Here is a 23,614-nt window from a genome sequence, read left to right as displayed (position 1 = left end):
ATATGTGTCATTTGATTTTTTCCCTCTAAATTTAAAAAAATCAATTTTCCAATGAATCATTTTTTGGCAACGTATATAGATTTTGTTCAAAGTGTTGGCTTCATATTTTTAACAACTTTGGCAGTTTCCATAACAAGAAAACTACTTTTAGACAATATAAAAGATAATTGCATTGAAGCTGTGAAAATAAAAGTTGACGAATGAATTATTTGCTAGAACTTAAAAAAACAGAAAAAATGCCAAAAGCCTTTGAGGAGTTCAAATTCTCTGAAGATCAAAAAACAGGAGCAGTTTCAGTATTTTGGGAGAACGTTCATCTTGCAGCTAAGGCCTTAAAGGAAAATACTAATTGCCCCAACGAGATCATCGCTAGTGGTTTAAGAGCCGTTGCGGCTGAATGGGATTGATTTTGTGGTTAGATTAGTAATTAGGAGTCATTAACATCTATTTTTGTTTGGCTCGCCTTTGATTCTTGATTCATTTTTTTTGCCTCTTCTTCCTTAAATTGCTTCATGGCTTTACTGCCTATTGCATCTTCGATTAATTCAAAAAACCAAGTTTTTATTGGATTAGCCATTTTTAACGAATTAGATAGTTAGTGAATAACCAGATTGCAACAAAAAACATGGCTGCTCTTCCGTGAATAACTTCTGATCTACTTAGACGAGCAAAAATAGTCATTAGTACACTGTGCTCCTACTCTTTTATATCAGTTCTAATCTGAATATGCATGGGTAATTTTTTGGATCTTTCTTTTGTTTTATGGTTTTAAACTTTTGCTTAATGCTTTTAAATTCTTTTGCTATGAGCCTCTTATTCTTTGCACTTTTTCTTTAAATGATTGTTTCTTATCTGTACGTGTATTCACTTTTAATGTTGTGTAAACACGTGGAGCACCTTTGCTATGAACTGCCTCATGACATTTTTTTATGCATTCAAAAACTTGATCCCACTCCCCTTCAATTGCAGTTCCATTTGGACCCAGTTCATACTCGAGCTTATGTTCCTCAATAATTGATATGCACTCCTTTATGTATGGAGATAATGAGACACCTACCCCTATTGGTACTAAGCAAAGATCTATGCTTACCCACATATCAACTTAAGATTGAAAGCATTTTTTAAATTCTAGCTACTAATTTTTATACTTAAAGTCTTCTTCATCAATAGCTTTTGCTAAATTAAATTTGCGGCAGTTCGGTTATTACTAATTTTTTTACACAGTATTCATCTCGGCTGAGCTCTGAATTGATTACGGTAAAAATAAAGAATTTTTATGGATAAAAATCAATTTCAGGTTCTACCTTTTTTTATTATTACCTTTGCCATATTGATCAGCGGAGTTACTGTTGTCTTTACCTAAGTGGTTGTATTTATACTTCCTGTTAGATTAAGAGACAATTTTAATCAATATTTATATGAATTTAGCCACGATTGTACTTATTACGATTATTTCTACTGTAATTTTTTACATTATTTTTTTAGTGCTTGGGGTAGGAGGTATTGGCAAAAACCGCAGAGCGCAAGGCCTTGATCAAAGTAAAAGAAGTGAAAAATAATTGATTTGGAAAATAGTTAAAGTAGTATTTTATATTTTGTAAATCAATCTTCTTAGCCTCTTCCTTTTTGACAAGTGCCTATCAAAGTTCTATTCCTTTGAGGTGATTCAACTGAGTATGTACCATGATTTCCATTTATTTTGTAGATATTCTTCACCCTGTTTCTATTGTCTCTGTGCGTAATTGTGTATGAATTACGTCTAATCGAAGTCCTTCCTTCTTTTTTTATTCCTTTATCGTCAATAGTAGAGATTAATCCATCTAGATTAATTGTGAGATAGCTCGTTTCCCAATCTGGCTTTATTAGAGCACCTCTATTTACTTCATATTTACCAATACATTTTAGAAAAATTTCTTCCGATTTAGTTTGTTGCAATGGTACTAAGACTAATCCTGATAGCAATACCCAATTCAAATGAAATCTCTTAGGTTGTATAGTCTTAAATAAGTAGTTGATATTAGAAATTAAAATTTTAATATCTTTATTCATAACTTTCTTGTATTGAATTTAACTATATATTTAGTTTAATCTAAATCCTTATTTTGTAGTTGATTGTTTGGTTACTCACAATTTTATTTATCGATAAAATTGTGAGTAAAAATAACTTAATCTTTCTTTCCTCTTGAAATCATTGTTAGTGGCACTCCGATTGTAAATAGTATGCCTATTGTTAGGATGGTTAATCCCATGGGGGAAAGGATTTCTACCCCTCACATGACTTGTGATGCTTTTTGCGATTTAGCATAATCATTAATTTATGGCGTATGCCCAAGGTATTGATAGGTTATTTTCTCCAAGATACTTTTGTAATTTTCTTGAATTGATTTTCAATACTAATCCATTTGTTGGATAGCTTGTAAATAACTTACCCTCTTTCCAACATTGAAAATAGATTTCGATGTCTGAAATGAAGTTTGTAAATTGAGTTTGTGGAATTTCAAAATTTAGATGTTTTAACTCTTGAAGTGATTGAAAGTGATTAATATTGCAATGACATATTTGAAAAGCGCAGAATTTAAGTCTTTCAGACTGTGATTTGAAATATTGAATTTCCATAAATTCACTTTGGTTTTTTTCATTTGATGTTGTTTTATTGTCGTATAGAACTCCTTTTATTTCTATTTTGTTTTTAATCGGTAGGCTTTTAGGAATAATTTTTAGAGACCTAACAGTTTCTGTAAGATCTTGACTATTTTTATTTATGACCTTGCTTAATTCTCCATTGATATATTGAATGCCAATGATTGATCCAATGATTTTTGGTTCTAAAATTATTCTGGTATTCGGAAGAAATATCTCCAACCATTCACGAAAATTTCCTTTACCTAATGACAAGAAGGTATTTCTTCCAGATTTGTAATTAAAGATAGAGTTTTCTGGAGATATTCTCTCAAGATTCCTTATAAGATGATTTGATACCTCATTCTCTTTTCTCATCTTTCGATTCTTCATTTAATCAATTTACTTTTTTTTTATAATGGTAGGCATAATTAATATAGATAAATTTTGTTTTTTGTAAGATCAGAAATGAGCCTATATTATTGCCCTTTCTGCTCTTCTAATTATCAATTTCATAAAACTAGCAGTGAGGGGGTTTTAATTTGTGGTCTCTGCGGTGAGACATTAGTTAAAAAGCCCTTAATTAACTCTAAACGAATTATTGGAGTAGTTGTCGTATTAGCATTTCTAGCTCCCTTACTGATAATGATTATTCATGCTATTAAAGATTTTTCTAAGGAAAAACTTCCACGCAATTCTGATTCATTAGTCCTATTAACTATTGATAAATTATGGACAATATAAATCTCGACTATCGCCTATTTTTTCCTGCCACGGCAAGGAATCGTGATTCAATCGCCTCGGTTTTAAGCAATTATATTTCGCCTAATACCTTGCTTTTAGAAATAGCTAGTGGTAGTGGAGAACACGGAGTATTCTTTCAAAAAAAATTCCCGTCAATTACCTGGCAAACTAGTGATCCCGAATTAGTACATAGAAAAAGTATTAATTCATGGATTAAGCATGAGGGGCTTGATTCAAAAATGCCGGAACCTCTTGATCTTGATGTAGAAATGCGTCCTTGGTCAATTACCAATGGACTTGGGGCATTAATTAAAGGAATCGTGTGTATAAATATGATTCATATCTCACCATGGAGTTGTACAAGATCGTTGTTTGAGCAATCAACTAAATATCTAGATCAAAGTAATTTTTTGATGCTCTATGGACCTTTCTTAAGAAAAGATAGACAAACATCAGAAGGTAATTTGAATTTTGATCAATCATTAAAAATGCAAAATCCGCTCTGGGGCGTTCGCTACTTAGAAAACGTTAACCACATTGCTGATAAAAATGGATTTAAAATAGATAAAGTTATCGATATGCCTGCCAATAATCTTTCAATTATTTATCGCTTAAAGTAAAATTACTAGCAATTATTAGACTTTCTGCTAAGAATTTCAGTAATTCGGTAGATGCGATAGGAGAATAATTACATTATGCTTTTTTCTTGTGGATTTTTCTGGCCCAGATGCAATTGATAACGCTATTCAAGCAGGATTAGATCTAGATGGAACTCCGATTCCATCAGAAATGCTTACCCTCTACAGGGATGTAATGGATAAAGAAAATGCGCGAAAAAGAAGTGGAGTTAAAAAATCAATGCGAAACCGTATTGTCAAAACGGGATCCAAACATTTTGACCAAGATTCTCTAAACACACGATTAATTCAAGCTGGTTGGGATGGATTAAAAACTAAAGAAATAGATTTTTTTTATAACTGAGATCTGATAACTGAAAATAAATCTAATCTTTGCGTGACACTAGTGTCACACTTTTTTCTGCTCAATACCTCTTGTAGGAGGATATAATTCTGGTTTTATTTTCCTCTTATATATTCTGTAAGATAGTGAAAAAAGGTTTTTCTGTATCCGTTGCGTCTGAATTACATATTCATGAGGCAAGCCGTACTTTTTGAGCTTTACGTAGCTTAATAATTGGTTTACATTTAGTCACATACACATCTCGGATTTCATCATGACTCCAGAAGCAGAAAAGTTTAATGGTTGGGCAGCAATGCTTGGCTTCGTTGCAGCCTTCGGTGCATACGCAACAACAGGTCAAATCATTCCTGGGATTTTCTAAACCAGTAACCACTAAAACAATGCAACCATCCAACAAAACAATCCTAGAAAGAAGCATCGGCAGACCAGCCATGATGGCATTCGTTCTGCTAACAGGTATCTACCTAACAACCGGTCAACTTATCCCAGGTGTCGTTTAATGAAAACTCCAACTACTGAAACTCCAAGAGTAGAAGAAGGCAAAGTAATTGCTGAAAGACTCAACGGCTACGCAGCATTTTTTGGATGCTGGGCACTTATCGGTGCATACATAACAACAGGTCAAATCATTCCAGGTGTTGTGTAATGACTATACAAAACGACAACAACAGTAGAAAAATTGACCCTGAAAAGGTAACTGCTGAAAGACTTAATGGCTATGCAGCTTTGTTTGGATGCATTGCTTTAGTTGGTGCATACGCAACTACAGGTCAAATCATTCCTGGTTTTGTTTAATGGAAAACAACTACTGGAAGACAGCTGAAATAATGAATGGTCGTCTTGCGATGATGGGCCTTCTTGCAGCTGTAATTAATTATGGATTCACTGGCTGGATCATTCCAGGTTTTGTTTAACCCTACTCTTTTTTTACAATGGCTTTAAGTTATTGGCTTCGTGCAGAAGTCGAGGATTTACTCAACGAAGATACCTTCTTCGATTGTTCAGATTATTCAAGTCTATTAGAAGATACTGAATGGACTTAGTTCTTATTTAGGCAATGTGTTGACAATGCAAGAAACCTTTTATTGTCAACTAAGTAAGAAAACTTCTTCTGACTTTTATTGGAGAATATAAGGTTTAATTTTGTGCATGGGGTGTTTCAACAATCTTGATAAAATAAGTAGTATATCATTATTGTTCAGCACCCTATAGATTTGTACGAAACATATCATTATTACCTTTTCTGATCTAACAGAGATAAAATTTTTTTAACTCTATATAATATTTCATCTCTAATACTACTAATCTAATAGTTTCCACTTTTATTCCTCATTAAAGTTTATTCAGTATTTGATGATTTTTTTATACTCTTTTTTTATGAAAAATTGTATACTTATATATCGCGTTGAATTTGAAATCTAAAATCAATATACCTTATTTTTTATTATACTTTAGAGATGTTTATGTAATTAATTTAATGAATGTAAAAGTTAAATATTTAAAGTTTTCTTTAACCTTTTATAGGAATTATGTTTAGCCCAGTCACCATACTATTCCTTTTTTCAATTTCTACTTCTCCTTTTGTTTATAATTAATCTGAGAGAACAGAAAAAATTTTTCGATAATAAAAAACATATAATTTGGAATTATTTATTTTTTAAACTTAAGTGACTAAGTAATTATAAAACTTTATATAACTATTTTCTTTGTATTTGATTTTATTAATTGACTTCTATTTGTGTTCAATTGTAGTTTATTAAAATAGTGTTATTAGGCGGCTGTACTTTTATATGCTGTGAGATACAAACGAGATCGATCAAAGATTACTTCTTTTGTAAGAAGCTCAAGAGCATTTTCTAATGATTCTTCGGTTTTAAATCCCAATACATCTGCTGGTTCAAGGCCTAACGAGCTGAAATCAGGTTCTATTCCAAAAGCTTCTATATTTTCTAAATTGCCAACTAGTTGCTCTAGTTCATCTAATTCAGTCATGATCTAGATCTATATGTATTAAATAGGTAATTTTTTGAAAATTAATTCATTAGACTTCAAGTCTAAATCCTTTATCTAAAAGTTGTTGGTATGAGAGCCTCGCTTGAAATGCAAGAATTTCGATAGGCTCTTTGTCATCTCTTTGCATCAAAAAATAGTGGTTGTCATCACCTTTCCTTGCGAAAATGACTATTTCGGAACCTCTTACTAACCTCCAACAATCTAGAGATTTATGCTCCGATAATGGTCCTAAATCCCATGGAGCCTTTTCTGGATACTTCTCTCTTTTTACTCTTGGCATGTATTGAAAGTGTCTAATGCTTTCAGACTACACTTATGCTCTTCAACGTCAAGAATTATTTTTAATCACGAAACGGCAGCTAAAGAATATCCATCATCAAATAATCTTTGAAATGTAAATCTAGCGTCATATTCTATAAAGGCTTCTTTTTTTCCATCGTTTTTTTGAATGTACACATAATTATCATTTATACAACTCCTTTTAAATGTATAAACATTATCAGCTTTTGTTAGAATCCATTGGATAGATTTGTATTTGCTCTGTTTGATATTTAAATCCCAAGGAATATATTCAGGATATTTTTCTAATATTGGCATATAGTTACTAATGCCTATAAATAATAGGTCATTTTTTCAAGCTAGACATGAGAATATATACTGTATTTATTTACATAACTACTAATTAACGGTTTATGGCTCGATAGGATAGATTTTTGTAACAGTCATAATTAGTAAACATTTGATTAATCAAATTCCTTGACATCATTTTAATTTTTCATTCATCTCAGGAATAATGCTGATTTTTCTCCTATAAGTCACATTCAATTAATTAAAGTGATATTTGACTCTAGATTGATTTTTTAATTTTTATCTTTAGCATTTTCTTTATTTAATTATATTCGTGCTTTTTTGGATTTTTGATTCCTTAAGAAAAGAAGTTAAAGAAGAGACTTCTCTCGACATTTTCCTATTGATATATATATGAGATTACTTGGACTAGAGAAAAATAGTTTTTCCAACTGGTGTTCGAAGCTACCAGAAGGAGCAACTATGGTTGTACAACCAAAGATTGCTGGCTGTGCGATTGGCCTGAGATATAAATATGGTCAATTGGTCGATGCTTACACTAGAGAAGACACAGAAATTATTGAAAATATTAGAACAATCAATACTATTCCTTTAAGCATAGATGATTCTCTAAAAGTTGAAGTTGAGTTGGAGGGCATTCTATATACCCCAAAATTGAACTCTAAATTCTCGGACGAGAAATTTCATGCAACTTCTAACTATCTTCTTGAGTCAAATTTACCTCTTTCGTTTTTAGCATTTCATATTTTTTGTTCAAATGGTGATGAGTTGTCAGATTTGACTCAACTGCAAAATTGGGGATTTGATGTTCCTATTACATTAAGAACTGATGATCCGATGCAGGTCAGAAAATGGTATTCTCAATGGATAAATAACGAATTGTTTTCTGATCTTCCAACTAATGGAATCGTCGCTAAGTGCAATTCTCTCTCGACCAAGAAGTTCTTAGGTGATAAACGATCTTCTCCTAATTGGGCTTTAGCTTTGACTCGATGATTGCTTGATTATTTTTTCTCCCTATTTAATTATCTAAGTTATCTTTTGAATGAATATATAGGATTATTATTTTTTTTATTGCCAAAAGAGTCTAATGAAAATATTCTTTATCAATATAAGTGTTCTTTTAATATGGCATTTACAGACAAGCAAATATTTGCAGCATTAGAAAAAAATGAGTATGTCAGAGATTGCTTTAGTAAAATTGCTGACGCGTGTAAGGAACTTAAAAGCAATACAGGCTGCCCTGATGATGATGTTGATAGGTTTCTTGAATTTACAATGGGAAAATGGCACTGATTAAATTTTACAGTGGCTCTGTATATGAAATATTCAAATCAGTCAGAACCCGCTGATTTTCTAGTCCCATAATTTCATCTACTTTACTTACATTAAATGTTCCTGTTTTGGTTAGGGGGTTAATAAATTTCTTTTCCTGATCTGTTTAAATAGCTTTGGTTGATTATTTATCTTTAGAGAAAAAATGATTGTCTTCCCTCAAAAATTATTTTTTGGCCTTATGGCAATTTCATTTACTACAGTTTCTATTCAATTAATTCCTTTGTCTAAGCAAGCCTCTAGCTGGAACCGTTGCTTAAAAAAAACATCTGTATCTTTGAGTCAAATCATGGCTATTAAGAAAATGGATAAAGAAAGCAAGGAAGTTATTTCCGTGATGATATGTAATGGAGCAGTCTTTGAACCCAAAATTAAGACGAATATCCAGTAAAGCCATTGCTTTTATCATTTAATTATTTCGTGCTGTGAAATATTAAAGAAGTTGTATTTTAAAAGTTTTTAATCGGATTTTAAGAAAATAATAAATCTTTAGCTAAGTCCGTAATTTACTAATTCTTTTTGATTCTAGGGATTTATTAGAGTTCCAATTAATCCGGCAAATGCTGAAAGGATGAATATAGATACGATACAAATCGCAAGAATTTTAGAGAGATTCATTTTTTGTTGTAATAAGAAATCTTCTTCTGATTCATTCTTAAACCAATATACAAAAGTAACGCTTTATAAACTTATCGTAGAGACACTTGGAAAACTACAGTCATCGCATACCTGTGATTAACCATTCATAGATCTTGCCTTATTTATCAATTTATCTTGCTATTGCTGGTGATTGAGGGATTTCTAATAGCGAAATGATGTGACGAATCATTTATCTTACAGTTTGCCAATAAGGAACTTTCCTATAAATCTTTGCCTTGATCTCTGTTTAGTTTTCCATATAACCTTGAATTTGTGAGTTTAATCTAGTAGCTTTTGTTCCCATAACTTTTAGCTTTAATGTCTTGGACTAATATAAATATTGTAAGTTTGTTAATTATAAGTTAGTATTATAAGTACAACCATTTATTTATCATGCTCACTGGTAAGGATTTATTAGCCAAGGTCAAAGACTTGGGAGATGTCTCAAAATCTGATCTTGTAAAGGCTTGTGGATATGTATCCACTAAAAAAGGAGGCGGAGAGCGTCTTAACTATACCGCTTTCTATGAAGCACTTCTTGAGGCTAAAGGTGTAAACCTAGCTGCTGAAAGTGCCGGTGGTATTGGTAAAGGAGGTAGAAAGCTTAGTTATGTTGCTACCGTTCAAGGAAATGGAAACCTATTGATAGGAAAGGCCTATACAGCTCTTTTAGATCTCAAACCAGGTGATAATTTTGAGATTAAGATGGGACGTAAAGGTTTCCGTTTAGTACCTGAAGGAGAAGGTTAATTCTAAACTATCTGTTCTTAAACATTTAGATTTTGCCGGGATGCATATTTGCTTCTCGGCTTTTTTATTGGATAAATCCTTCATGAAATATAGCCTTGATTAGGCATCTATATTTTATTTACCCGTTTACCTTTTCCTAAATCTTTTTGAAGGTTTTTCCATTTTTTATTTTATCCATTTACATTTTTTTCATAGCCACCTATTTTGACTTTTATTCAATTTTTGATATGGCCTCTAATCGGAAATTTCATATACCTTATCTAAATTAGCAATTTTTTTATTGTGCTCATGCTCATTCGAGCCATTTTTAACTAACATTGTCTTTTGTATCAGTGAATTTTATTTTATTACGATTATTATTTACGTTTTCGTTAGATCGTTAGCATTTGAGATAATTCCTTGTCAAGTTTTTATTTTTAATCTTAGAAAGCTTTAATTGAATCCTGATCTATATATTTTTAATATTGTTGGCTATTATTATATTCACGCTTCCTTATCTAATTACGTTATCTTTATTGGGATGTACTATTCGTAGAATTTTGTTTGATCCCCTTTATGACGAGCTTGTTACTAATTATTCAGAACTATTGGTTTATTTTGCTCGACATATTTTTTTGGAACTTGTTTTACCATTATCTATCTTTTGTGCAATGATGATTACTTTGCTTGTTGACTGGAGTTTTATCCCCTTGTCTTCAACTGATAGTGAAAGAGGAATTAGTCTTGAGGACCTAAAAAAAAGTCTATTTGAATGAGATGGGTTACTTTTTCATATTATTCATAGTTTGGAATTATCATTTATAAATTTTTTTTAATATTAAATTTATTTTAATTTTTTTCTTTTAGCTTGGATACCAAAATAAATTGATAATCCAATTAAAAAAACAACTAACACTGAACTGCTATTACCTAGGATTTCAATAAGCATATTAGTTTATAAAACTTAAATATATTTTACCTATCTCAACTCTTACAAACAATTGGAGATATGCATCTATAAAATCGTGTTACAAATCGAATGTATATTTAGATTTTTTCATTAGCGATCGCATACCAGGCTATATGACTTCTTTTGTTGTTTGGCTGATCTTGATAAAATTGATGGACTCGAAAAGTGAAAAGGTCTTTAATTAAACTGGTTTTGTTCTTTGGAAAAATTATTGATGAAGTTAGATTTCTAGGTTTTTATAATTAGTATTAATTATCTATACGTTTTTTGCTGCTATTTAGATTAGAGGTCATGCTAATAATTCTGAATTCTGATTAGAGTCAATAGAATTGAGTGCTATCACTTACTGGTTCCCATGCCCTTCCTTTTATTGTCAAGGATAATCTTCTTGCCCATAAAAGAATAGGAAATAATAATTTACTACTCTTCTTAGAAGAGAAAATAATCCTGAGGATTTCAAGTAATGAGTCATTGGGCTGCTTGAGCTCACTGCAAATCCAGTTTATTGCTTCCGCCCCATGCTTGATTTTTCCATTATTTATAAGAATTGCTCCATTATTCAGATCATATCCTTGCTTATATAGCTGTGTTAATTGAGCTAAATTTTCTCTTCCATCTATTATCTCTAATGAGGGAAAAGTACTTTTTAATTCAAGTAAATGCGCAAAATGATTGCAGAAGGGACATTCCCCGTCATAAATAAATACAATTTTATTTGACATAACATAAATCTAATAAATCTATTTTACATAAACACCGATCTAATGCGTGGATAGACAGATAAAAAATTTTATCTCAAATAATTAATATAGTTAAATGATTTAATTAAAATATACTCAATGTGTTAATGATAAAACCCAATATATTTTATATTCAATTGATTGATTGCCATCTAACTATTACCAAAAACAAATGTTTACAATGTATAAGTATTATTATAAAAATTATTTAGTTTGTACTCTTAAAGATATTGCTTTTTACATTTTCTTCTTTAATCTGTGGCCTTAATAATGACATTGGAAGTGCAGTTACTATAGCAAATGAAACTACAAGTATTAAATCACTTGTAAAGTGACTTATACCAAGCTCTGACTGAGTTAGGGCAAAGTTCAGATAAAACATTCTATTACTATAAAAATCTTTTTAATAATAGATTTAAAATCCATTATAAATCTATTATGTAGTAAAAGTTATTGGTCTAATTTAATTTAATTTCTTTTCTTATTTGTTATTCTAAGTGGTATTTCATTTGATTACCCTTTCTCATACGGTTTTTTGGTCAAATTTACTCACTTTTTTATAAAAAATATTATTATTATTAACTACAAGAAAAAAATCTCTTTGAACTTGAACGTTCATAAATCAAACCATGGTTAAAATCTTCTCTTTTGTACGATATTCAAATGCCTCACTAAATTTTGATTTACAACTCTTGCTAGGTGGAATTATCTTTTTTCTCCTTTGTGGGATATTGATTTTTCAAAATCAAATTTGGGAGGAAGAAGATTTTGAAAGAAATAAGAAATGGTTGAAATGGAAGTCTTCTGCTATCAAGGAGAATAAAGCTGATTTGTCTAGCATTTACCCTGATCTTGAAGAATAAAAGGCTATAGATCTGTCTCTGTTTTTGACTTTGGTTTTTGATATGGGTTTTTTTAACAACTAAATTCCGTCTTTAACAAAATGCTTGCTCACGAAGACTAATAAAGATAAAAAGAGTTATATAGGATTATTTTCCCTTTCTGATTTTGATATGGATGAAATCAAATGCCCTGAGTGTGGAAGTACGATCAGGATGGATGAAGACCAGTACTCTAACATTATTAAACAAGTAAGAAATAAGGAATTTGAGAATGAAATTTGCAAAAGAATCGAACTCCTTGAGAAGGATAAAAATAAATCTATAGATCTTGCTGTTCAAAATATTCGGTTTGAAATGCAAGAAGCTTCTTTTTTACATGAAAAAAAAATACAAGCTCTCAAATCTCAGTTAGTTGAGGCAGATACCGACAAAAACAATACCGTCAACAAAATTAAACAAGCTTATGAAAAAGAATACACTGCCCTTTCATATTTGCTTGAGAAGACAAAAGAGAATAATGAAATTGATAAAAGGTTGGCTATTTCTAATGCAACTTCCGATTTAAAAGAAGACTATGACAAGGTTAAAAATAATTTAGATAAAGTTGAATTACAAAAAGAAATTTCAGAAAATTCGCTCAAGATGAAGTATGAGATTCAGTTAAAAGAACGCGATGACTTGATTGAACGACTTCGTGATATGAAAATAAAACTTTCAACAAAAATGGTTGGAGAGTCATTAGAGCAACATTGTGAAAATGAATTTAATCGTTTACGAGCTAGTGCTTTTCCTAATTCATATTTTGAAAAAGATAATGATACTAGTTTAGGTAGTAAAGGAGATTATATTTTTCGCGATTTTGATGATGATGGAAATGAAATCGTATCAATTATGTTCGAGATGAAAAACGAATGTGATAGTACCTCTACCAAAAAGAAAAATGATGATTTCCTTAAAGAATTAAATAAAGATCGGCTTCAGAAAAACTGTGAATATGCTGTTCTTGTTTCTTTATTAGAGTCAGATAATGATTTATTTAATTCTGGAATTGTAGATTTCTCACATCGCTTTCCAAAAATGTATATTGTTAGGCCTCAATGTTTTTTACCTATAGTTTCATTGTTAAGAAATTCTTCATTAAAGGCTCTTAAGTATAAATCTGAATTAGCTGAAATTAAAGAACAAAATATTGACATTACAAATTTTGAATCAAGCCTAGAGCTTTTTAAAGATTCATTTGGTAAAAATTATAAGCTCGCATCAAAACGTTTTGAAACTGCCATTTCAGAGATAGATAAATCTATTAATCATTTACAGAAAACGAAGGATGCTTTGCTTGGTGCCGACAGAAATCTTAGGTTAGCGAATGACAAGGCTCAAGAAGTGACAGTAAAGAGATTAACTAAAAATAATCCAACTATGATGGAAAAGTTTAAACGAATAAGAGATAGCAATGCTGCTTAATTAGATCACTTATGTAATAATAATATCTTTTACATCTAGTTATTTTAATTTATGTTCAGAATCAATAGAGATATGAATGGATGGCTTTATCTAATAAAAAATGGAGATTTGCATAAGATTGGAATTACAAAAAACTTTAAGAATAGGATGAAACAACTTAAACCTGATAAAGTTATTGCAAAAATATATACCAGTAATTTTAAGCTTTTAGAAAGAGAATTTCATAAGAAATATAAAAGTGTCAGAATTCCTCAAACTGAATATTTTCGATTAGATAACTTTCAAGTCAGAGAAATTAAATATAGGCTTAGAAAAATTTCCTACCCTTTAAGTATTACTTTATGGATTTTTCTCCAGTCATTCTTGATTTTATTATCAATTTTTATTGTTTTTTTTATTTTCCTATCATTAAATTTTAATGATGTAAAACATGTGTTATTTAATTCGCTATATTTTATTGAGAAGATTTCAATTTGTTTATCGTTTATTTCTATCACGATCAGATCTGATTTTTATTTCAGCATAATTAATGAGATGAAATTTAGAGTTACAAGGGTATCTTCTTTTATTTTATATGCATTGTTCTTTAGATATCTTTATAGATTTTTATTATGACTAAATAATTATTTATTTTGAAATTAAACTTACCACATGTCTTTACTTGTTTTTTCATCCTCTTGTTTTTTAAGAAGACTAAGTCTTTTATCGAATTCAATTTCTTCAGGACTTTTTATATCCTGTTTTTTATTTTTTGAATATTTAGCTTTAACTTCATGAATAATTTTTTCAAAATCATCTGAGAAATGATCTTTCATTTCTTCCCATGCTTCTTTTTCTTCAGCATTACCAACGGTTCCTTTTATTTGATCTACAATAATTTCTTTGGCAAATTGTCTAAGATCATTTTCTGTCATTGAGTTAATACGACTGGATATATAGATATCTTTCAATGAATCTAATTCATTTGTTGTGAAATCTTTATAAGTTAGTTCTTCCATTATATTCAAATAAATAATTTATTTATAGACCCATTTAGCATTAAGTATATTTGACTTGGGATTAGATTGCCTTGCATTCTGTTTTGCTTCATTCTCATGGTTGGCAATTATTGTCTCATCATAGTGCTCTCCAAAATGATTGACCACTTTTACTTTAAATCTCATTTCTTGTAGTATTTTTTTTTATTTTTACGAATTCCTCTCTTAAGGCAACTAATTGGTTAAAAATGTTAACAACTAGAAGGAGAAAGTGCTTTAGTTGTTTTAATCAACTACTTTATTAAAAATTGCTTCAATAAGTATTGCCGTAAAAAATAGACTTAATGAGGGTATAAATATAGGGTACCAAAGTTTTTGGAATAATATGTATAATTTATTATCTCCATTTACACTCAATATAAAACTAACTCCTAAAAATAACGCACCTATTATTAATACATAGAGGTTATAGATCAAAACATTATCAATTGCCTTTTTCCAATTGCCTTCTTTTCCTTCAGTCATTTTCTAATTTTAATGAGAATATTGTTATATGTTAATTAGTTATGGAAAAATTTAATGTATTTATCATGAAACACCTCTAAAGGCATAAATGTCGATACCAATAGATTTAAGATAAAAAGCCCCTACAATAGCCATTGAGTTTAAAACAATCACAAATATCCATATCTTCCAAGGTTGATTGGGTGATTGCATTACTGAAGATGGAAATATTTCTTTCTTTTATTAGTATGATATATCTGGAAAATATTTCAGCTTTTTTAACAAATTTCATTCTTAACTTAACGCATCTAAATCCCTTCTGTAATGGATTGAACTTTTAAAATCTGATTTCGTAGATTTCCAATCTGTGTCCTCTAGTAAGTCTGAATAATGATTAACTTTTGAGGGGAATCTTTTTTCTAATATCCATCCAGCTTCGTGTAAAAAATCTACGTAATCTTTTGAGAAAACTTGTTCGTTAAACTTTGATAATTCATTTAACCGTTTCTCTTTTTTTAGATTTGTTTGAAATTCTAGTGGCATCTATAAGAATATTACTATTAAAGTTCTAACTACAAACGCTTATCGATGTTTGAGCTTTTTTGTAGTGTTTACCCACGCTTATTGTATGTAGCTGTTTTAACTATGGTGTATTGACTAGCAGTTCCCTTAATTTTTCTTTGATAATCTGTAATTGTCGTTGACTTCCAAGAAATATCAATATCATTCCAGGAGATAAGGTTAACTTATCAATTGGATTTCCTATTAGCTTTCCGGAGACTTTAGTAGCCAATAGCAAAGCTCCACAATCTTTTGAGAAATCTAATTCATTCTTATTATTGATTAAGAAATTATTTATTTTTTCGATATTATTGGTTAATTTAAATTCCTCAATTTCACAGTCAGAACCAGTAAGTAAATCCATAAAGTCAACAGCTATTGGCCTTAATGCTGAGGCAGCCATGGTTCTTCCAGCGGCAACATATGGACTAACTACTGCATTTGCTCCTGCAAGTTTTAATTTATTAGATCCTTCCTCTGTGGCCGCTCTTGCAATTAATCTGCAATTATTATTCAAGGCTTTAGCACTTAGTATTACATAAAGATTAGCTGCATCACTCGGTAATGTAACGACTATACTCCTACAACTTTTTATTCCAGCAAGTATTAATGTTTCATCCATTGTTGCATCATCCATAAGGACATTGAATCCTTTCTCTTCTGCTTCGTTCTTTCTTGCTTGATCGATTTCGATTATTATTGTTGATATTTTTTCTGTTTTAAGTTGATCGGCTATTTCTTTCCCTGTTCGCCCATACCCGCATATGATCACATGATTTTTCATTCTTCTAATTATTCTTCTTAATCTTAACTCCTCTAATCTTAGGAAATATCCCAGTTCTGATAATTGTATAAATCTTTGTAGTGTTAATTGAACTACAAATAATCCACCACCAATGATTAAAAAAGTTATTACTCTACCTGAGGCGCTTAAAACTTCAACTTCTCCAAAGCCAATTGTTGTTATCGTTATTAGAACCATCCATAAACAATCGCCCCAATCCCACCCTTCTGTTATGCGATAACCCAGTGCACCAAAGAAAAACAATACTATTAGCAAGGATAAAGGAACGGCCCAAACTTTTAAATAGTTTTTATAGTTATTGTTTTTCAATCTCCTAGAATTAATCGTTAGATTGATCTTAATATAATGCAGCGATTTAATTTATTTTTCCATTCAACTTCTAGACTTATTGTCAGGAAGTATTAAGTATTCAAATTATATAGATAATGATACAGGGTAAAATTTAACTTATACTAAAATAAGTATTTAATTACTTTTAAATTTAATAGATATGGCTAATCTTGACTCTGATGACAAAAAAGAATTATTTGAAGAGGCATACCAAGATATTTCAGCCATACTTGCAGGTTTACGTGATAAAGGTTTGTCAGACCTTGAAATATTTGAGTTTGGTAAATCACTAATTAATCATTTTGACCCTGTTAAAATGGAAAACTTAAAGAAAGATTCAGACTACCAAGATGCATTATTTAGAGAAGCAAATGATATGTAAGGTTTATTAGAATCCTACATATCAATCACTTGGATATAATAAATACTTTCTCTAATATAGCTAATTATAGATTATCTATAGTTTTTTCATTTTTTAAATAATCAATTATTTCTTTGCATTGATCTACAGATAAAGAAGATAGTGGAGATGAGGCGGGTATTTTTAAAAGAATGCAAGTTGCAATAATTTCACGTGAATCTAAATTAAGTGCCTCAGCAAGCTCTTTAACTCTCAATTTTGCTTTATGAAAAACCATGATTCATTATGATTTTAGAATGAAATAGCTGCTTTTTTTTTGTTTTATTGCTATGTGTATAAACATAGGTGATACGAATGTTTTATGAGTCAAGATAATGATTTGAAGTCAACTCTTGAAGAGGTTGTCTCTAATGCAGTTCACCGAATTGAGTTGACTAGCGAAGCAAAAACTAGAAGATGTATTTTTCAGGAATATAAGGAGTGGTTAGGAGATTCAATAGATGACTGGGTTTTGGCTTTGCCAAATGATTGGGGAAAATCTGATGCCAATTTGTATTAGGATTATTTAATTATCTAAATTAATCATAATTTGCTATGTTTCCTATTTAAAGAAATTTACTTTAATTAAAATATTGCTGGGCGCATTCATATCCTGATTCTTTTATATCTCTTTGCTCATCAATTATTGCTTTGAGGGCACAATCGCAATAATTTTTTATTGAGTTTTTGGATATTGATTTGGTTGCTGGATTACTTAACGCACTTAACATACAGTCTTCCATTTGACTTGCAGGGTATGCAAATACTCGTCCTGAGTAACAAATTAAAGAAAAAGCGATAATTAATAGAACTTTCATTGGATTCATCCTAATAAGCATTATTGCTAAATACTTTATGATTATTATATTAAATAAATAGATATTTTCTATTTATTTATCTTTATTTACATCTTTGTTAAGAAATTGGTTTAATTATATATAATAACAAAAATAAATTATTTAATAAATGTCGTTAGATGATTTAAGGAATTTCTTAAAGGAAATGCAGAACGATAAAGCCCTAAAAGATGAAGTCATTTCATCCTCAACTGCGGATGATGTAGCTTTGATTGCCTTGAAAAGGGGGTATGAATTTTCAGGAGATGAGTTACTACGTTTTTCAGGAAATAAAGTCGGTAGAGTCAGGGTCCATAAAAACGATGTTCCAGGAGAATATAATTAAAATTTCTATTTTCTTCTTCTCAGCTCTTCAACTATTCCATCCCATTTCTTAGCTGCCTTTTGATAAATAGATTTCTGTCTTCGGTTTCTTAAATTAGTAAGTAAGATAATTATTATAACAAAAAAAATAGAGATGCTTAATAATTTTATCATTACCGATTTCTGAGTTTAATATTTTTTATTATACATTTTATATACTTTACTTTACGAGTTATTCATATAATAAATTTTTACATTAAGTGAGGATACTCATTTTAATACGTCTTTCTACCATTTTTACTTTTTATCAACTAAAATAAATTTAACCTTTTATCTAATTTATGGATATTACCTTTATAGCTATAATATTTTTTATAGTTCTTGCACTAATATTTCTTTCATTATTTCTGTTTAAAAGTTTTAGTAAAGAATCCTTTAAAGCAGAGGATGGTTCAATGTTTAAAAGTAAATCAGAACTTGAAGATTATCAAAATTTATATAATAAGACTAAATTTTTATTTTCTTTCGAGGATGAAAAAACTTCTAACCAGGAATTACTTGGCTTTGATAAATTATTCCTAGCTAAACTTACGAGAGAGGGATTTCCAGATTTAAAAACTGTAATAAAATATCGTAAACAATTTAAATCTCTATCGGATTTAATTAACACTTAAACAAATTTTGTTTGATTTTAGACTCTTTATACTATTATCAAACTGAACTTGTGAGTACTAATGGATAAAACAAAATTTACTAAAGAACAACTTTCAGAAATGACTGAGGATGCTTTTGTAAATATAAAGGAAGCATGCATGAGACTCCAAGAAAGAACAAAATGTAGCAATGATGTTGTTTTAAAAATGCTTAAGGATGTTTCTGAGTTTTATATTCTTCAAAATAAAAAAAATAAACAATAATTATATGATTCCTTAGTTTCTATTAAATATATATTGTTTAAGTGGTATTGGATTTATAAAGTTGGTTGTACTATTTTTGAATAAATTTATATTTTCTAGAGAGCCATCAACATTTATTAAATTGTTTATTAACCCAGTAAAAGTTATATCTCCGCCAGTTGTACTGGCTAAAACTGTAGTAGGTTTAAACAACTTCATAAGTTCTGGTAAAACCGTTTTACCTTTGATAAATTTGCCTGCAAGTGGTAATGAGTAATCAATTACTGGTGTTATTAATAAATCTATATTTCTCGGTTTTATTTTTTTGTCAAGGAAACCGTGTGGCTCTATATAAATTGAGTTTAATCCTAAATCAATAATGTACCCATTTTCAATATTTGGCACGGAGGCACCGGATGTCGCTTGAATATTTAGATTGTTTTTTTTAAAGCTTTCTCCACATTTTAGGATATGAATTTTGTTAAAACCCAATTGACCTACAACTTTACTAGCTGTTCGTGAAGCAATTACTGAAATACTTTTATCTATTTTTTCAAGTGTTGGAGGATGGGCGTGATCCGGTTGGCCTTGAGTAAGCAATAAAAAATCAATATCACTAGGAACTTCAATTTCCTTGCTCAATTTTCCTTTTATTAGCCAGTCTCCAGGAGGGAAAGTCAAATCGCCATTCAACCAAGGATCAACCAATATTCTTGTTTTATCCAAATCAAGAAGCCAACCATTCGCTCCGTAGTAAGTCGCTTTTATTACCATCGTTTATATCCTAATATAACTCTTGTTGTTTAATATGGTGGATTATTCGACTGTGATTTTGTTTTTAAAATCACTAAATGACCAAAAAAATAAATATTATTATCAAAATTACAATTAATAGAAGTGCAAATTTTTTTATATATTTTTGAAACTCATACAACCAATCATTTTCCATGGTATCAATATTTTATTAATTATCTAATTTAAACTACTATATTAGCTAACTAATATATATATACGTTTTGTTAATCTCTCACTTGAGAAAATACTCCCCTATTATCAACTATATTATTAAAATCATGACAATTAGAGATTGGGAAGGAGTTGCTTTGATTGTTGGAGCTGGAGATATTGGTAAAAGTATTTTTGATTATTTGACGAACGTATCACCAAATTTGGATGTTTTTGTCTGTGGTCGACAACTAGCTAATAAAAATGCTATTTACCTTGATTTAGAAAATGACCATTCATTTACTTCCTTTGAAAACCAAATTTCCCAATTAAAAAAGCCTCTTCGTCTAGTTTTCAATACAAGTGGGTTTCTTCATTCAAATTTAGTTAAACCTGAGAAAAGACTTTCAAATATAAATCGTTCTAATATAAATAAAAATTTTACGATTAATGCTATTGCTCCTATTCTGATTGCAAAAAGTATTGAAAAGTTTATAAAACCAGAACTTCCCTTCTGCTTTGCAAGCTTAAGTGCCAGAGTTGGAAGTATTGGTGATAATAGACTTGGTGGTTGGTATTCCTATAGAGCTTCTAAAGCTGCACAAAATCAATTTTTAAAAACTCTAAGTATTGAATGGCGACGTAAATTCCCCCTCTCAATTGTGTCTATTTTGCATCCAGGTACATGTGATACAAAATTATCAAAACCCTATCAGACTGCAGTTCCTAAGGATAAACTTTTTAGTCCTGCGAAATCTTCTGAATATTTGATAAATATTATTTCTGATCAAACCCCCACTGATTCTGGAAAATTTATAGCTTGGGATAGGAGTATTATCCCCTGGTGATTGTCAAATTTTAGTTGATTTCAATCCTATTATTATTCCTTTTGATTATTTAGTTTTTAATTTTCTATTTTTAAGTTGTATTATATAAAAAGCATTTTATAACGCACTTGAAAAAACATATAGTCGCCATAGGTGGAGGTGGATTTGGTCGAAACAATTCATCTTATTTAATCGAAAAATATATACTTAATCTTTCAGTAGAAACTAGCCCAAAAATTACTTTTCTACCCACCGCTACCGGAGATAATGATAGCTACATTGCTCGTTATTACTCAATTTTTACCCGTTTAAATTGTAATCCCAGTCATATTGAATTTTTTAAAAGAACTACAAATATAAAAAATCATATTATGGAACAGGATATTGTTTTTGTTGGGGGTGGAAATACAAAGAGTATGCTAGCGATTTGGAATGAGTGGGAAATGAGTGATTTACTTAAGGAAGCTTATAATAATGGAGTAATAATGAGCGGAGTAAGTGCAGGAGCTATTTGTTGGTTTACAAATGGTATTACAGACTCTTGGGATAATGAATTAAGGATCTTACCTTGTTTGGATTTTATTAGTGGGACCTGTTGCCCTCATTATGATGAGGAACCATCTCGTATTCCCTATGTTAAAAAAATACTTCTTGAAGAAAAAGTATCTAATTGTATATCTATTGAGGGGGGTTCTGCCATGCATTTTATTGACGGTAAACCATTTAAAAATATTAGTTTTAAAAATAATAAAAATACATATAATGTGTTTCTTGATGATAATGAGATAATTGAAAACCCTTTTGAGAAAATTCAATTATAGATTATTAGTAATCATTTACATTTGTTTCTATCCCACTAAAATCAATTACTATTAAATGAATAATATTTATTTAATAGTACTTACAATGTATTTATTTTTATTATCATTTTCAGAGATGGGTCTGACTTTACCCCTTGTAGTAATATTAGTTATGTTCGGTGGTTTCTTTCTAATCAGTTTTTTTATAACTAGTCCTAATATGGATACAAAAGGTTTATTAAGAGTTCTATATTCAAAGCCTGTTAGGAAGGCTGATGGATCGGTTGAGTATCCTGAGAGTCGGAATATTTAATATTATTTTTAGTCATCAATTTTCTATCGCATCTTAAAGTTGATAGTCAGGGAATATAAATTGATTTTTTTACGAATTTTTTTGGATACTTTAGCTATCCTGTGTGAAAGTTAGAAATTACTATAGCCTCATCGCATATTGAAGAGTAACGTCTTACGTGAACCTTAATCATGTTGTAGAAATTGGAAAAAAGTCTGCTTACTAATTTCGAGAGAAATAATAACGAAAAAAACAATAGGACTTTTCTTCCATCTGGTTTAGATGGTAAAGCATTAAAAATTTCAATGGCTGACATCCCTTCTAGAAAAGAAGTTAGAGAAGCTATACCCAAACACTGTTTTACTCGCCAGACGAATAAATCTCTTTTCTATCTCACTAGGACAGTAGTAATTCAGATTTTTGTTGTTTTGCTAGGTCTCTGTATTCCTCTTACAAAAGAGATGATTCCAATTTGGTTCTTATACGCTATTCTCTCAGGTACAACTTCAATGGGGCTATGGGTTTTAGCTCATGAATGTGGTCATGGTGCATTTTCAGATAACCGAAAATTAGAAACACTTGTTGGATATTGTCTTCATTCTTTTTTATTAGTTCCATACTTTTCATGGCAAAGGTCACATGCTGTTCACCATGCTTTTACCAATCACATAACTGCTGGAGAGACACATGTTCCTGTTGTGATTTCCGGCGATGGTAAATCTGAGAAAAAGGGTGGTGAAAATGAAATGGAATCATCATTATTCTTTGGGAAGATTCTTTATGGATTTAATCAACTTTTCCTTCATTTGATTCTTGGATGGCCAGCTTATTTACTTCTAGGTAAAACTGGCGGACCTCGTTATGGGACCAGTAATCATTTTTGGCCAAAAGCACCTTTCTCCAAAAAACTTTGGCCATCCGTATGGGCAAGAAAGGTATGGATATCAGATTGGGGAATTGTTTGTATGTTGCTTCTATTGACTTGTTGGTCATTTATTTTTGGTATTAATTCAATGATTAGTCTTTATTTAGGCCCACTATTGGTTGTTAACATTTGGCTAGTTATTTATACATGGCTTCACCACACAGATACTGATGTTCCCCATCTAGGCGCTAGTCAATTTTCCTATATGAGAGGCGCATTCTTATCTATCGACCGACCTTATGGAAGAATATTAGATTTTCTTCATCACTCAATAGGTTCAACTCACGCTATTCATCACATTGAACCAACAATACCTCACTATCATGCAAGACTTGCTACGAGAATATTGAAAAATAAATTTCCTAAAGTATATCTATATAATCCTACTCCCATTCACAAGTCTCTTTGGCATATAGCTACCAATTGCGTAGCAGTAAAGAAGGATTATACCATTGATAGATATGTTTGGAAACAACCAAACCACTCTAAAACTTAATTAAAATCAAAGATTTTATTAATATTATTAAA

General features: G+C 30.3%; 44 protein-coding genes. 27 read left to right on the top strand and 17 right to left on the bottom strand.

Translation table 11 applies throughout. From position 1 onward, the window contains the following. Positions 1 to 51: 51 nt before the first annotated feature. Both AC6EJB_RS02320 and AC6EJB_RS02315 read left to right on the top strand, forming a co-directional pair. Positions 52 to 204, top strand: a complete 153-nt coding sequence (locus AC6EJB_RS02320; RefSeq protein ID WP_498492115.1) for a hypothetical protein — start codon at positions 52 to 54, stop codon at positions 202 to 204. Next, a complete protein-coding gene (locus tag AC6EJB_RS02315) occupies positions 201 to 407 on the top strand; it encodes a hypothetical protein (protein WP_498492114.1) in 207 nt (68 codons plus the stop codon). The genes AC6EJB_RS02320 and AC6EJB_RS02315 overlap by 4 nt, the downstream gene beginning before the upstream one ends. 20 nt (positions 408 to 427) lie before the next feature. Here AC6EJB_RS02315 and AC6EJB_RS02310 read toward each other — a convergent pair whose 3' ends face one another. The 4 genes from AC6EJB_RS02310 to AC6EJB_RS02295 form a co-directional block, all read right to left on the bottom strand. Beyond that, positions 428 to 577, bottom strand: a complete 150-nt coding sequence (locus AC6EJB_RS02310) for a hypothetical protein (RefSeq protein WP_498492113.1) — start codon at positions 575 to 577, stop codon at positions 428 to 430. Between the two features lie 225 nt (positions 578 to 802). Then, on the bottom strand, positions 803 to 1,096 hold the full coding sequence (locus AC6EJB_RS02305; protein WP_498492112.1) for an MTH1187 family thiamine-binding protein: 294 nt from the start codon (positions 1,094 to 1,096) through the stop codon (positions 803 to 805). 515 nt (positions 1,097 to 1,611) lie between these two features. Then, complete coding sequence (locus AC6EJB_RS02300; RefSeq protein WP_498492111.1) at positions 1,612 to 1,974, bottom strand: hypothetical protein; 363 nt, start codon at positions 1,972 to 1,974, stop codon at positions 1,612 to 1,614. Between the two features lie 336 nt (positions 1,975 to 2,310). After that, positions 2,311 to 3,012: a hypothetical protein gene (locus AC6EJB_RS02295; protein ID WP_498492110.1), complete on the bottom strand. Its 702-nt coding sequence runs from the start codon at positions 3,010 to 3,012 to the stop codon at positions 2,311 to 2,313. Between the two features lie 75 nt (positions 3,013 to 3,087). Here AC6EJB_RS02295 and AC6EJB_RS02290 point away from each other — a divergent pair, with 75 nt between their 5' ends. The 8 genes from AC6EJB_RS02290 (at position 3,088) to AC6EJB_RS02255 (ending at position 5,258) form a co-directional block, all read left to right on the top strand. Beyond that, positions 3,088 to 3,363, top strand: coding sequence for a hypothetical protein (locus AC6EJB_RS02290; protein ID WP_498492109.1), 276 nt, complete (start codon positions 3,088 to 3,090; stop codon positions 3,361 to 3,363). Then, positions 3,351 to 3,983 carry a DUF938 domain-containing protein gene (locus AC6EJB_RS02285; RefSeq protein ID WP_498492108.1) on the top strand — a complete coding sequence of 211 codons (633 nt, stop codon included), beginning with the start codon at positions 3,351 to 3,353 and terminating at the stop codon, positions 3,981 to 3,983. Before AC6EJB_RS02290 ends, AC6EJB_RS02285 begins: the two co-directional genes overlap by 13 nt. An 88-nt stretch (positions 3,984 to 4,071) precedes the next feature. Beyond that, complete coding sequence (locus tag AC6EJB_RS02280; protein WP_498492107.1) at positions 4,072 to 4,344, top strand: small RNA NsiR4-regulated ssr1528 family protein; 273 nt, start codon at positions 4,072 to 4,074, stop codon at positions 4,342 to 4,344. A 253-nt stretch (positions 4,345 to 4,597) separates the two neighbouring features. After that, positions 4,598 to 4,705, top strand: coding sequence for a high light inducible protein (locus tag AC6EJB_RS02275; protein ID WP_011125327.1), 108 nt, complete (start codon positions 4,598 to 4,600; stop codon positions 4,703 to 4,705). A 19-nt stretch (positions 4,706 to 4,724) separates the two neighbouring features. Further along, positions 4,725 to 4,844: a high light inducible protein gene (locus tag AC6EJB_RS02270; protein ID WP_011294968.1), complete on the top strand. Its 120-nt coding sequence runs from the start codon at positions 4,725 to 4,727 to the stop codon at positions 4,842 to 4,844. Next, positions 4,844 to 4,990 (top strand): high light inducible protein, encoded by a 147-nt coding sequence (locus tag AC6EJB_RS02265; protein ID WP_498491362.1) that lies wholly within the window; start codon positions 4,844 to 4,846, stop codon positions 4,988 to 4,990. Before AC6EJB_RS02270 ends, AC6EJB_RS02265 begins: the two co-directional genes overlap by 1 nt. Then, positions 4,990 to 5,139, top strand: coding sequence for a high light inducible protein (locus tag AC6EJB_RS02260; RefSeq protein ID WP_498492106.1), 150 nt, complete (start codon positions 4,990 to 4,992; stop codon positions 5,137 to 5,139). The genes AC6EJB_RS02265 and AC6EJB_RS02260 overlap by 1 nt, the downstream gene beginning before the upstream one ends. Beyond that, entirely contained in the window at positions 5,139 to 5,258 is a 120-nt protein-coding gene (locus AC6EJB_RS02255; protein WP_269612988.1) for a chlorophyll a/b-binding protein, read from the top strand. The genes AC6EJB_RS02260 and AC6EJB_RS02255 overlap by 1 nt, the downstream gene beginning before the upstream one ends. A gap of 856 nt (positions 5,259 to 6,114) precedes the next feature. On the opposite strand, the gene AC6EJB_RS02250 is transcribed toward AC6EJB_RS02255, so the two are convergent. The 3 genes from AC6EJB_RS02250 to AC6EJB_RS02240 all read right to left on the bottom strand — a co-directional run bounded on the left by AC6EJB_RS02250 (position 6,115) and on the right by AC6EJB_RS02240 (position 6,954). Next, positions 6,115 to 6,336 carry a hypothetical protein gene (locus tag AC6EJB_RS02250; RefSeq protein WP_498492105.1) on the bottom strand — a complete coding sequence of 74 codons (222 nt, stop codon included), beginning with the start codon at positions 6,334 to 6,336 and terminating at the stop codon, positions 6,115 to 6,117. Positions 6,337 to 6,385: 49 nt separating this feature from the next. Then, entirely contained in the window at positions 6,386 to 6,637 is a 252-nt protein-coding gene (locus AC6EJB_RS02245) for a hypothetical protein (protein ID WP_498492104.1), read from the bottom strand. Positions 6,638 to 6,702: 65 nt separating this feature from the next. Next, entirely contained in the window at positions 6,703 to 6,954 is a 252-nt protein-coding gene (locus AC6EJB_RS02240) for a hypothetical protein (RefSeq protein ID WP_498492103.1), read from the bottom strand. Positions 6,955 to 7,338: 384 nt separating this feature from the next. On the opposite strand from AC6EJB_RS02240, the gene AC6EJB_RS02235 reads away from it, so the two are divergent. The 5 genes from AC6EJB_RS02235 (at position 7,339) to AC6EJB_RS02215 (ending at position 10,424) form a co-directional block, all read left to right on the top strand. After that, positions 7,339 to 7,941: an NAD-dependent DNA ligase gene (locus AC6EJB_RS02235; protein WP_498492102.1), complete on the top strand. Its 603-nt coding sequence runs from the start codon at positions 7,339 to 7,341 to the stop codon at positions 7,939 to 7,941. Between the two features lie 132 nt (positions 7,942 to 8,073). After that, the gene (locus AC6EJB_RS02230) at positions 8,074 to 8,241 is read left to right on the top strand and encodes a hypothetical protein (RefSeq protein WP_498492101.1); all 168 of its coding nucleotides are present in this window, start codon (positions 8,074 to 8,076) and stop codon (positions 8,239 to 8,241) included. A 184-nt stretch (positions 8,242 to 8,425) separates the two neighbouring features. Continuing rightward, positions 8,426 to 8,671 carry a hypothetical protein gene (locus AC6EJB_RS02225; RefSeq protein ID WP_498492100.1) on the top strand — a complete coding sequence of 82 codons (246 nt, stop codon included), beginning with the start codon at positions 8,426 to 8,428 and terminating at the stop codon, positions 8,669 to 8,671. 641 nt (positions 8,672 to 9,312) lie between these two features. Continuing rightward, complete coding sequence (locus AC6EJB_RS02220) at positions 9,313 to 9,669, top strand: AbrB family transcriptional regulator (protein ID WP_011293945.1); 357 nt, start codon at positions 9,313 to 9,315, stop codon at positions 9,667 to 9,669. A gap of 467 nt (positions 9,670 to 10,136) precedes the next feature. Further along, positions 10,137 to 10,424, top strand: coding sequence for a hypothetical protein (locus AC6EJB_RS02215; RefSeq protein WP_498492099.1), 288 nt, complete (start codon positions 10,137 to 10,139; stop codon positions 10,422 to 10,424). A 514-nt stretch (positions 10,425 to 10,938) separates the two neighbouring features. On the opposite strand, the gene AC6EJB_RS02210 is transcribed toward AC6EJB_RS02215, so the two are convergent. Next, positions 10,939 to 11,340, bottom strand: a complete 402-nt coding sequence (locus AC6EJB_RS02210; RefSeq protein WP_498492098.1) for a DCC1-like thiol-disulfide oxidoreductase family protein — start codon at positions 11,338 to 11,340, stop codon at positions 10,939 to 10,941. 647 nt (positions 11,341 to 11,987) lie between these two features. Here AC6EJB_RS02210 and AC6EJB_RS02205 point away from each other — a divergent pair. From AC6EJB_RS02205 to AC6EJB_RS02195, 3 genes are all read left to right on the top strand, one after another. Next, entirely contained in the window at positions 11,988 to 12,221 is a 234-nt protein-coding gene (locus AC6EJB_RS02205) for a hypothetical protein (protein WP_498492097.1), read from the top strand. A 150-nt stretch (positions 12,222 to 12,371) separates the two neighbouring features. Then, complete coding sequence (locus AC6EJB_RS02200) at positions 12,372 to 13,664, top strand: DUF2130 domain-containing protein (RefSeq protein WP_498492096.1); 1,293 nt, start codon at positions 12,372 to 12,374, stop codon at positions 13,662 to 13,664. Positions 13,665 to 13,715: 51 nt separating this feature from the next. Continuing rightward, positions 13,716 to 14,279 (top strand): GIY-YIG nuclease family protein, encoded by a 564-nt coding sequence (locus AC6EJB_RS02195; RefSeq protein WP_498492095.1) that lies wholly within the window; start codon positions 13,716 to 13,718, stop codon positions 14,277 to 14,279. 29 nt (positions 14,280 to 14,308) lie between these two features. Here AC6EJB_RS02195 and AC6EJB_RS02190 read toward each other — a convergent pair whose 3' ends face one another. The 6 genes from AC6EJB_RS02190 to AC6EJB_RS02165 form a co-directional block, all read right to left on the bottom strand. Then, the gene (locus AC6EJB_RS02190; RefSeq protein WP_498492094.1) at positions 14,309 to 14,662 is read right to left on the bottom strand and encodes a DUF7326 family protein; all 354 of its coding nucleotides are present in this window, start codon (positions 14,660 to 14,662) and stop codon (positions 14,309 to 14,311) included. An 18-nt stretch (positions 14,663 to 14,680) separates the two neighbouring features. Beyond that, positions 14,681 to 14,827, bottom strand: coding sequence for a hypothetical protein (locus AC6EJB_RS02185; RefSeq protein ID WP_498492093.1), 147 nt, complete (start codon positions 14,825 to 14,827; stop codon positions 14,681 to 14,683). Positions 14,828 to 14,926: 99 nt separating this feature from the next. Beyond that, positions 14,927 to 15,166, bottom strand: a complete 240-nt coding sequence (locus tag AC6EJB_RS02180) for a DUF8620 family protein (protein ID WP_498492092.1) — start codon at positions 15,164 to 15,166, stop codon at positions 14,927 to 14,929. 63 nt (positions 15,167 to 15,229) lie between these two features. After that, a complete protein-coding gene (locus AC6EJB_RS02175; protein WP_498492091.1) occupies positions 15,230 to 15,358 on the bottom strand; it encodes a hypothetical protein in 129 nt (42 codons plus the stop codon). 81 nt (positions 15,359 to 15,439) lie between these two features. Continuing rightward, positions 15,440 to 15,688 (bottom strand): hypothetical protein, encoded by a 249-nt coding sequence (locus tag AC6EJB_RS02170; RefSeq protein ID WP_498492090.1) that lies wholly within the window; start codon positions 15,686 to 15,688, stop codon positions 15,440 to 15,442. A gap of 100 nt (positions 15,689 to 15,788) precedes the next feature. Next, on the bottom strand, positions 15,789 to 16,820 hold the full coding sequence (locus tag AC6EJB_RS02165) for a potassium channel family protein (protein WP_498492089.1): 1,032 nt from the start codon (positions 16,818 to 16,820) through the stop codon (positions 15,789 to 15,791). A gap of 181 nt (positions 16,821 to 17,001) precedes the next feature. Between AC6EJB_RS02165 and AC6EJB_RS02160 the strand changes: the two genes are divergently transcribed. Next, positions 17,002 to 17,223 (top strand): hypothetical protein, encoded by a 222-nt coding sequence (locus tag AC6EJB_RS02160; protein ID WP_498492088.1) that lies wholly within the window; start codon positions 17,002 to 17,004, stop codon positions 17,221 to 17,223. A gap of 64 nt (positions 17,224 to 17,287) precedes the next feature. Here the strand turns inward: AC6EJB_RS02160 and AC6EJB_RS02155 are convergent, their stop codons facing one another. Next, a complete protein-coding gene (locus AC6EJB_RS02155; protein WP_498492087.1) occupies positions 17,288 to 17,479 on the bottom strand; it encodes a translation initiation factor IF-2 N-terminal domain-containing protein in 192 nt (63 codons plus the stop codon). 84 nt (positions 17,480 to 17,563) lie between these two features. Between AC6EJB_RS02155 and AC6EJB_RS02150 the strand changes: the two genes are divergently transcribed. Continuing rightward, on the top strand, positions 17,564 to 17,761 hold the full coding sequence (locus AC6EJB_RS02150) for a hypothetical protein (RefSeq protein WP_498492086.1): 198 nt from the start codon (positions 17,564 to 17,566) through the stop codon (positions 17,759 to 17,761). Positions 17,762 to 17,822: 61 nt separating this feature from the next. Here AC6EJB_RS02150 and AC6EJB_RS02145 read toward each other — a convergent pair whose 3' ends face one another. Continuing rightward, entirely contained in the window at positions 17,823 to 18,059 is a 237-nt protein-coding gene (locus AC6EJB_RS02145) for a hypothetical protein (protein ID WP_498492085.1), read from the bottom strand. A gap of 148 nt (positions 18,060 to 18,207) precedes the next feature. On the opposite strand from AC6EJB_RS02145, the gene AC6EJB_RS02140 reads away from it, so the two are divergent. The 3 genes from AC6EJB_RS02140 to AC6EJB_RS02130 all read left to right on the top strand — a co-directional run bounded on the left by AC6EJB_RS02140 (position 18,208) and on the right by AC6EJB_RS02130 (position 19,318). Continuing rightward, positions 18,208 to 18,423: a Nif11-like leader peptide family natural product precursor gene (locus AC6EJB_RS02140; protein ID WP_498492084.1), complete on the top strand. Its 216-nt coding sequence runs from the start codon at positions 18,208 to 18,210 to the stop codon at positions 18,421 to 18,423. 319 nt (positions 18,424 to 18,742) lie between these two features. After that, entirely contained in the window at positions 18,743 to 19,075 is a 333-nt protein-coding gene (locus AC6EJB_RS02135) for a hypothetical protein (protein WP_498492083.1), read from the top strand. A 60-nt stretch (positions 19,076 to 19,135) separates the two neighbouring features. Next, positions 19,136 to 19,318 (top strand): hypothetical protein, encoded by a 183-nt coding sequence (locus AC6EJB_RS02130; RefSeq protein ID WP_498492082.1) that lies wholly within the window; start codon positions 19,136 to 19,138, stop codon positions 19,316 to 19,318. A 12-nt stretch (positions 19,319 to 19,330) separates the two neighbouring features. On the opposite strand, the gene AC6EJB_RS02125 is transcribed toward AC6EJB_RS02130, so the two are convergent. Further along, positions 19,331 to 20,071, bottom strand: coding sequence for an MBL fold metallo-hydrolase (locus AC6EJB_RS02125; RefSeq protein ID WP_498492081.1), 741 nt, complete (start codon positions 20,069 to 20,071; stop codon positions 19,331 to 19,333). Positions 20,072 to 20,370: 299 nt separating this feature from the next. Between AC6EJB_RS02125 and AC6EJB_RS02120 the strand changes: the two genes are divergently transcribed. From AC6EJB_RS02120 to AC6EJB_RS02105, 4 genes are all read left to right on the top strand, one after another. Further along, entirely contained in the window at positions 20,371 to 21,090 is a 720-nt protein-coding gene (locus tag AC6EJB_RS02120) for an SDR family NAD(P)-dependent oxidoreductase (protein ID WP_498492080.1), read from the top strand. Between the two features lie 107 nt (positions 21,091 to 21,197). Then, the gene (locus tag AC6EJB_RS02115) at positions 21,198 to 21,890 is read left to right on the top strand and encodes a Type 1 glutamine amidotransferase-like domain-containing protein (RefSeq protein ID WP_498492079.1); all 693 of its coding nucleotides are present in this window, start codon (positions 21,198 to 21,200) and stop codon (positions 21,888 to 21,890) included. A 55-nt stretch (positions 21,891 to 21,945) separates the two neighbouring features. Next, complete coding sequence (locus AC6EJB_RS02110; RefSeq protein WP_498492078.1) at positions 21,946 to 22,182, top strand: hypothetical protein; 237 nt, start codon at positions 21,946 to 21,948, stop codon at positions 22,180 to 22,182. A 182-nt stretch (positions 22,183 to 22,364) separates the two neighbouring features. Next, entirely contained in the window at positions 22,365 to 23,582 is a 1,218-nt protein-coding gene (locus tag AC6EJB_RS02105) for a fatty acid desaturase (protein ID WP_498492077.1), read from the top strand. Positions 23,583 to 23,614 lie beyond the last annotated feature (32 nt).

This window comes from Prochlorococcus sp. G4PB17, assembly GCF_059772445.1.
Note: the sequence above shows the minus strand (reverse complement) of the source record. Positions and strands in the feature narration are given on the sequence as shown.